This is a genomic window from Halococcus morrhuae DSM 1307 (assembly GCF_000336695.1).
GTDB lineage: Archaea > Halobacteriota > Halobacteria > Halobacteriales > Halococcaceae > Halococcus > Halococcus morrhuae.
Window position 1 is genome coordinate 22,432 of the sequence record NZ_AOMC01000100.1, and the last position, 6,240, is coordinate 28,671.

At 60.5% G+C, this 6,240-nt stretch carries 5 protein-coding genes; 1 reads left to right on the top strand and 4 read right to left on the bottom strand.

The window, feature by feature from the left end; genetic code table 11:
* Positions 1-7: 7 nt before the first annotated feature.
* From C448_RS07730 to C448_RS07745, 4 genes are all read right to left on the bottom strand, one after another.
* Positions 8-1,261: an RNA-guided endonuclease InsQ/TnpB family protein gene (locus C448_RS07730; RefSeq protein WP_004053521.1), complete on the bottom strand. Its 1,254-nt coding sequence runs from the start codon at positions 1,259-1,261 to the stop codon at positions 8-10.
* Between the two features lie 188 nt (positions 1,262-1,449).
* On the bottom strand, positions 1,450-2,241 hold the full coding sequence (locus tag C448_RS07735) for an amino acid ABC transporter permease (RefSeq protein ID WP_004053523.1): 792 nt from the start codon (positions 2,239-2,241) through the stop codon (positions 1,450-1,452).
* Between the two features lies 1 nt (position 2,242).
* On the bottom strand, positions 2,243-3,136 hold the full coding sequence (locus C448_RS07740; protein WP_004053525.1) for a transporter substrate-binding domain-containing protein: 894 nt from the start codon (positions 3,134-3,136) through the stop codon (positions 2,243-2,245).
* A 104-nt stretch (positions 3,137-3,240) separates the two neighbouring features.
* A complete protein-coding gene (locus C448_RS07745; RefSeq protein ID WP_004053526.1) occupies positions 3,241-4,347 on the bottom strand; it encodes a DUF1616 domain-containing protein in 1,107 nt (368 codons plus the stop codon).
* A 241-nt stretch (positions 4,348-4,588) separates the two neighbouring features.
* Here C448_RS07745 and C448_RS07750 point away from each other — a divergent pair, with 241 nt between their 5' ends.
* Entirely contained in the window at positions 4,589-5,083 is a 495-nt protein-coding gene (locus tag C448_RS07750) for a hypothetical protein (RefSeq protein ID WP_004053528.1), read from the top strand.
* Positions 5,084-6,240: the final 1,157 nt, after the last annotated feature.

The following is a 6,240-nucleotide window of genomic DNA, read 5'->3' on the forward strand; positions in this document are numbered from 1 at the left end:
TGGTCAACTACCCATGACTAAAGTCATGGGCTTGTCGGTGGACTCCCGCTCTGGCCGACACAGTGTCGGCGGGGGGAAACTCCCCACTCGTGTTCAGCGTCCCCGACTTCAGGGCGAGTTGACGGTTCGCCCGTCCCGACCGAGACTTTTGCCCGGCCCGGACGTGCTTCAGACCGACGTTCTTCGCCGCGTTGTAGTCGGCGTGAAGCGTGTAGCCGCACTTCGCGCAAGAAAAGTCCGCTTGCGACGTGCGATTGTTGCGGGCTGTGTGGCCGCACATCGAGCATCGTTGGCTGGTGTACGCTGGATTCACCTGAACGGTGTCAATACCGAACGGCTCGGTCTTGTACGAAACGTACTCGAAAAGGCGGTGAAACGCCCACGTATGGAACTTCTTGGCCTTCGGCATCCGCGAACGGATGCCGTTCAATCGCTCGAAAACGATGGTCGAACAGCCGTGTTCGACGGCTTCTTGAACCAACTCTTTCGAGACATTGTGCAACAGGTCGTCGGCCCATCGGCTCTCGCGGTCGCCGATGGACTGCATTGTTCGGTGCGCCGATTCCGTTCCGGTCTGCTGAAGGCCGCCACGGACGCGCTCGTAGGCGTCTCGTCGGTGATTGATCAAGCCACCGGACCAGAATCTTCCGGTCGAAGTGACCGCCAGATTCTCGATCCCGAGGTCCACGCCAAGGACCGAAGGGTGCTCGGCGGGTTCGGGGTCGTCCATCTCCGCCTTTGCGCGGAGGTGGAGGTAGAACGCACCGTCACGATGGTGGAGTGTCGCACCGGCAACGTCGAAGGCGTCGTTTTCAACGTATTCGGCGAACGGCGTCCCGTCGGTTTCGGGTGGCAGAACGTACTCGGCCTCGACCCTGCCGTCCACCGTCGAAAGCGACACACGGTCGTCGTGAAACGTCGCGCTCCGCTTGTCGTACTCGGCGAAGTCGGCGGTGAACGTCGGGAGTTCGGCGTACTCGCCGTCGGACCACCGTGCGACGACGCCTTTGATGGCGTCCGCCGCCCGCGAACGGGCGGCTTGCACGAGGTTCGCGGTGAGTCCGTCGGTTCGGTCGCGGACTTCGGCGTAGGTACGTTCGTGGAGGCGTTGCTTGCTCGTCTCGACGTAGCCGTCGTCGTTGCGAGCGCGTTGAACGACGAGGTTCGCGGCGAAGCGAAACTCGGCGAACGTCGCAAACAGGGATTCGGCGGCACTGTCGCTCACGTCGAGCTTGACCGGAACAGTGCGCCGAATCTCCATATTTCATATAGAACATTGGGATACTTAAAGACATCGTTGCTCCCCGGTGGGGGGAGTCAGACGGTCGGAACGGCATAGCACACAGAACGCGAAAATTGGGTCGGGTTTCCTCCCACGACTGAAGTCGTGGGTTTCCACCCTCGGGGCTGTCGTATGAAGCGATCGCGACGATCGATCGGGCCGCACGGTCACGTCGACTCACCGGGGATCGCGTAGTAGTCGTTGAGATATTCGAGGGCGCGATTCGTTCCGAACGTCATGACGAAGTAGACGGCGCTGATGAGGAGGATGACCTCCGTCACCGCGGTCGTCCGCTGGACGAACAGATCCTGACTCCGGGTGAACAGTTCGGCGAGGCCGATCGCGATCGCGACGCTCGTGTCCTTCAACACGATCGTGAACTCGTTTTGGAACCCGGGTACCGACCGCCGGAGCGCCTGTGGGACGATCACGTGGCGGATCGCACCGAGTTTCGAGAGCCCAACGGCGCGTGCGGCCTCCATCTGGCCCTCGTCGACGCTCTGGAGAGTGCCGCGAAACAGCTGTGACTGGTAGGCAGCGCTTCGCAGCCCGAGGCCGACGACCGCGGCGACGAACGCGCCGCCGACGGGCAGCACTCGCTGGATCGGGAACCAGTCGGTGATCGGGACGACGAAATACGCGAAGATCAGGATCACCACGATCGGCGTCCCGCGGAACACCGTGCCGACGATCTCGACGGCGAGTGACGCATAGCGGCCGCCGTACACCTCGATCGCGCCCGCCGGAAACCCCGCCACCAGCCCGACCAGCAGGCTCGCGATCGTGAGGGCGATCGTCAACACCAGTCCGCCGGCGAGATAGCCCACGTTCTCACAGACGAACGCCACGTCCGGCGGGAGGCTCCCACAGGTGTCGCTACCGAGCTGTGCGAGTATCTGCATCGAGAGTTCGAGACTGCCGACTGTGACAGCGCCGACGACACCGGTTCCGGGGAGCATCTCAGCTGGAGGACGTCGTGGATTCGTTGCTCGTGGCCCCAGCGCTCGCGTTGCCGCCAGTTCCGTTGCCGGCGCTCGCGTTGCCGCCCGTGCCGCCGCCAGCGAACCACTCGTCACGGATCTCCTCGTACTTGCCGCCGTTTCTGACCTGTTCGAGCCCGTCGTTCAGCGCCTTCGTGAGGTCGTCGGCGTCGGTCCGCACGCCGAAGCCGTATTTCTCGCCGGTTTCGTAGGTCGCCGCGATCGTCACCGCTCGCCGGTCGACGAACGTACGGGCGACCGGGGTGTCGAGCACCACGGCGTCGAGGTTGCGGTTGACCAGATCCTCGACGGCGAGCACGTAGTTGCCGTAGGTGTTGAACTTCGACTGGGCGATCTTCCCCGGTTTGACGAGCTGTTTCTCGACGACGCTCGCCCCCGTCGTCCCCTCCTGAACGCCGACGGTCCGTCCCGCAAGCCCGGCGAAGTTCGACGGCGGCGAGCTGGCTCCCTGCCGAACGAGAACCGCCTGATCCGCGCTGTAGTAGGGGTTGGTGAAGTCGATCGACTCGTCGCGCTTCTCGTTGATCGTCATCGCGGCCGCGATCACGTCGATCTTGTCGTTTTTGAGCGCGGGGGTGAGCGAGCTGAACTCGAAGTCCTTCCAGCTTTCGAGCTCGTAGTCGGTGTTCGAGACCACCGCCGAGAGGAGATCGATATCGAAGCCGACGATCTCGCCGCCCTGTTTCGTCTCGAACGGTGGGAACCCGGGAGCCGTTCCCGGAACGATCGTCATGGAACCGGAGCCACCGCCACCGAGCCCGCCGACACAGCCAGCAGTACTGGCGACCGCAGTGACGGCACCGAGCCGCTTCAGATATGTTCGCCGTGAGGTCCGGCGACCGGTCTCGTGCATACCTCTCCTTACCAGAAAGCGCCTTGAGGGTTTCGTTGAATCGAGCTGTGGCTCGTTCGAGGTCCGATCGGATGGATGACGGACGTCTTTGAGGCGACGATACGCTACGAATCCGACCGCGACGAGACGTTCACCCACAGATGCGTCTCCCGGTAGGCGTTCCCGGTAGTTGGACTATCCGGCGGCGAGCCGCGATAGAGCAGATAGGTGAGCCGGAGGCGATCGCCGGTCAGCGTCGGCGTCACGTCGTGGGTCCAGTTGGCCGACCCGTTCGCGGGGATCGACCGGCTGAACCGATCCAACTCCCGGCGCTCGCGAACGGTCGTCGAGTTGTTCTGCACGGAGACGCGCTGGAGCTGGGCGACGACCGAGTAGTCGACCTGTTCGTGTTCGTGGTTGCCGATCCCGACGGTGAGCGGCTGGCTCCCCCCGACCGTGAAGTTCTGTGGGTAGTCGTCGGCGACGAGCGCGCCGGACTCGTTCTCGGTGAGGAGGTAGAACTCGCTGAAGCTCTCGCCGGATTTGGGGACCAGCACGGCGTAACCGACGCTGCTGATCGCGAGCAGCAGGCTCACGACCAACACGACGTTCAACACGGCATCGAGGCGCGTCTCGGGATCGAACAGCTCCGCCCGCGCCGATCCTATCCAGGAACGGTACGGAACACGAAATCGTTCGTTGGCGGGGAGCGCCTGGCGACGCAGCGCGGCAATCACAGTGGCAGCCAGCGTGAACCCGCCGATCGAGAGCACGATCGGGACGAGCCGGATGCCGAAGGGCGTGAAGTTCAACAGAAGCCCGATCAGCGGCGTGATCGCGATGCTGAGCCCAAAGGACAGCGCCACCCGCTCGATCCCGTCGATGCTGCCCGCACGGCGGGGATCGGCACGCTCGGTCAGCCCGGAACGGTCGTCGGCCTCTTGGACGGACTCGTCGAGGGTCGCCGCCGAGCGCTCGCTCTCCTCGCCGTCGGTCGCCGCTGTGCCCTCGACACGGGGACCGCGTTCGGGGAACAGCGCGGCGATGAACGCGTAGCCGGGCGCGAACAGCGCGAACACCAGCCCGAGCACGACCCGGAGCGGCGTCTCGCTGACGACCGGCGCGAGCGTGGCGACCCCCGTCGCGAGCACGAGCAGAACGATCGCCGCGAGATCGGCGGGGAACCGACGGAGGGGGCGCGGCAGCAGCAACCGAAGCGTCCCGTCAGACATACGCCCGGATTTCACCAAGGCTACCTAAAGGACTTGCTTTCGTCGTCCGCTCGTCCGAACGGCGATCGCTGCGACGGCAAGCGACCGCGCGTAGTTCCTATCAGCTATCGTCAACAGGTCAAGGTGGGTTCTCGTATTTGGTCATCATCTCGGGCACCGCGCAGCAGGGCGACTGGGTGCATGGAGAGTGTAGAATTAAGAGCCTCGGTGGTTTGTAGTCCGCCAATGAGGCTGGTGGAACGTGTACGAACTATCTGACGTCCATCTTGACGACTACACCGACGAGAGCACCAATCAAAGGATCACCTGCACCGACCAAGAGATTCGCCACATCAACGCTGAGCATGAGGAGACATCAGTTGAGACGATCTCAATCGATGAAATCTCGGAAATCAGGAGAGACACCGATAAGTCTCAAACCGGATTCAAACGGATCGGCTACGCGTTCGCCGGATTTGGACTCGTGTTCGTGTTTATGTCCGTTCCATACCTGCTGGCAGGTGCATTCAACCCTATTGCTGGTGGAGCGTACCTCTCAGCCGTCCTCTGCTGGTTCGGGTTTTGGATGTTCTACCGAATGGAACGAGGGACTCTCGATGTCCTCGAAATCCGCGTCGATGACGAGTGGTATCGCTTCTTCACCAAGAAGGAGGGTACTGCTTTCGATGAGATCGTGTCTCGTCTCCCTCACAATGTCGTGATCAGATCAGCTGGTCCTGATCAGCCCTCTCCATAGACACTCTCCTTTCGACAAGACAGATTCACGTGTATCCTCCCAACCCGGCCCAAAGGGATCATGAAAGGCCGCAGTGCAGCACAGTAGTCGTAGAGCAACCCAAGAGATTTGATTAAGAGGTGTATCGATCCAGCTGTGAACTACCAGCGTATCTATCTCCTTTCGCTATTGGGTGTTGGGCTTATTTTTGTAGTCGTATCGGTCTCAGCACTACGGGGAGGCTCGTCACTGCTGATGGTTTTGTTCGCAGTTGCTGGCATTGGAATGGTCCTTAGCTCAGCATACGATTTAACATTCGCAGATAATCCCGCTGGGCCGACTAGTCCCAACTGGCAATTTTTCAGTGCCGTCGGAGGGTTTATCCTCTCCCTTACTGGTCTAACTATCTCCCTACTGCTGTAATTTGGGACAGATCGACAATGTCAGCCCAGTCACAATCATTGTCCACCACAAGGAAACGGGACACGCAGGGGTGTCATAGAACGGTTGTCACACCATCGGAACCAAGAAAACTAACAGAGAACGGCACTCAGTTACCCTTCGGTCGCCTGGAGGAGCCCAAACGCGCACTCCAGACTGAATATGACGAGACCCACCGTAAGCGCCGAAATGATGGGAAAATTGGCATTCAATGATAACTCGACGATAAGAACCCCAATACCGGCTGACGTTCCTACGAAGGCCGCATACCGTCTACGAGAGAGGTCCCGCAGCCACTCATCAATACAGTTGTAGAGACGTTTCATACTATATCCATTTCAATCAGTCAATCCCTCTCGCAAAAATCCTTCTGGGCCCAGAGCTACCCATCATACGATTCGTTGGAAATTGATGTTGGAACCCGCTTTCAGTACCTGATTCCGATCCCATGAGTTGTTTTGCGGAATCGGCGTGATTCAGACGTCTATTTCATGCGAATCAGGTAAGCGATTATCTAATATATTACGACACAACTATCGATCAGTGATTGAACCGAACCAACTACCGAAACGAACGCGCGAGCCAGAGAGGTCTGCCTCTCTGGCCGCGTTCAAACCTCTGGTTCGATTCCATACGCAGCAACACTCAGATCGAGCAAGTCAAGCACCCGTCTCGGGAGATTGTCATTGGCTGGGAGCTCTCGTTCGCCGTCAGTTTGCATCACAAGCACGTTTTCG

Bases quoted from the DNA above. Each gene is read 5' to 3' on its own strand.
- C448_RS07735 (WP_004053523.1), bottom strand. From the start codon at position 2,241: ATGCTCCCCGGAACCGGTGTCGTCGGCGCTGTCACAGTCGGCAGTCTC.
- C448_RS07740 (WP_004053525.1), bottom strand. From the start codon at position 3,136: ATGCACGAGACCGGTCGCCGGACCTCACGGCGAACATATCTGAAGCGG.
- C448_RS07745 (WP_004053526.1), bottom strand. From the start codon at position 4,347: ATGTCTGACGGGACGCTTCGGTTGCTGCTGCCGCGCCCCCTCCGTCGG.
- C448_RS07730 (WP_004053521.1), bottom strand. From the start codon at position 1,261: ATGGAGATTCGGCGCACTGTTCCGGTCAAGCTCGACGTGAGCGACAGT.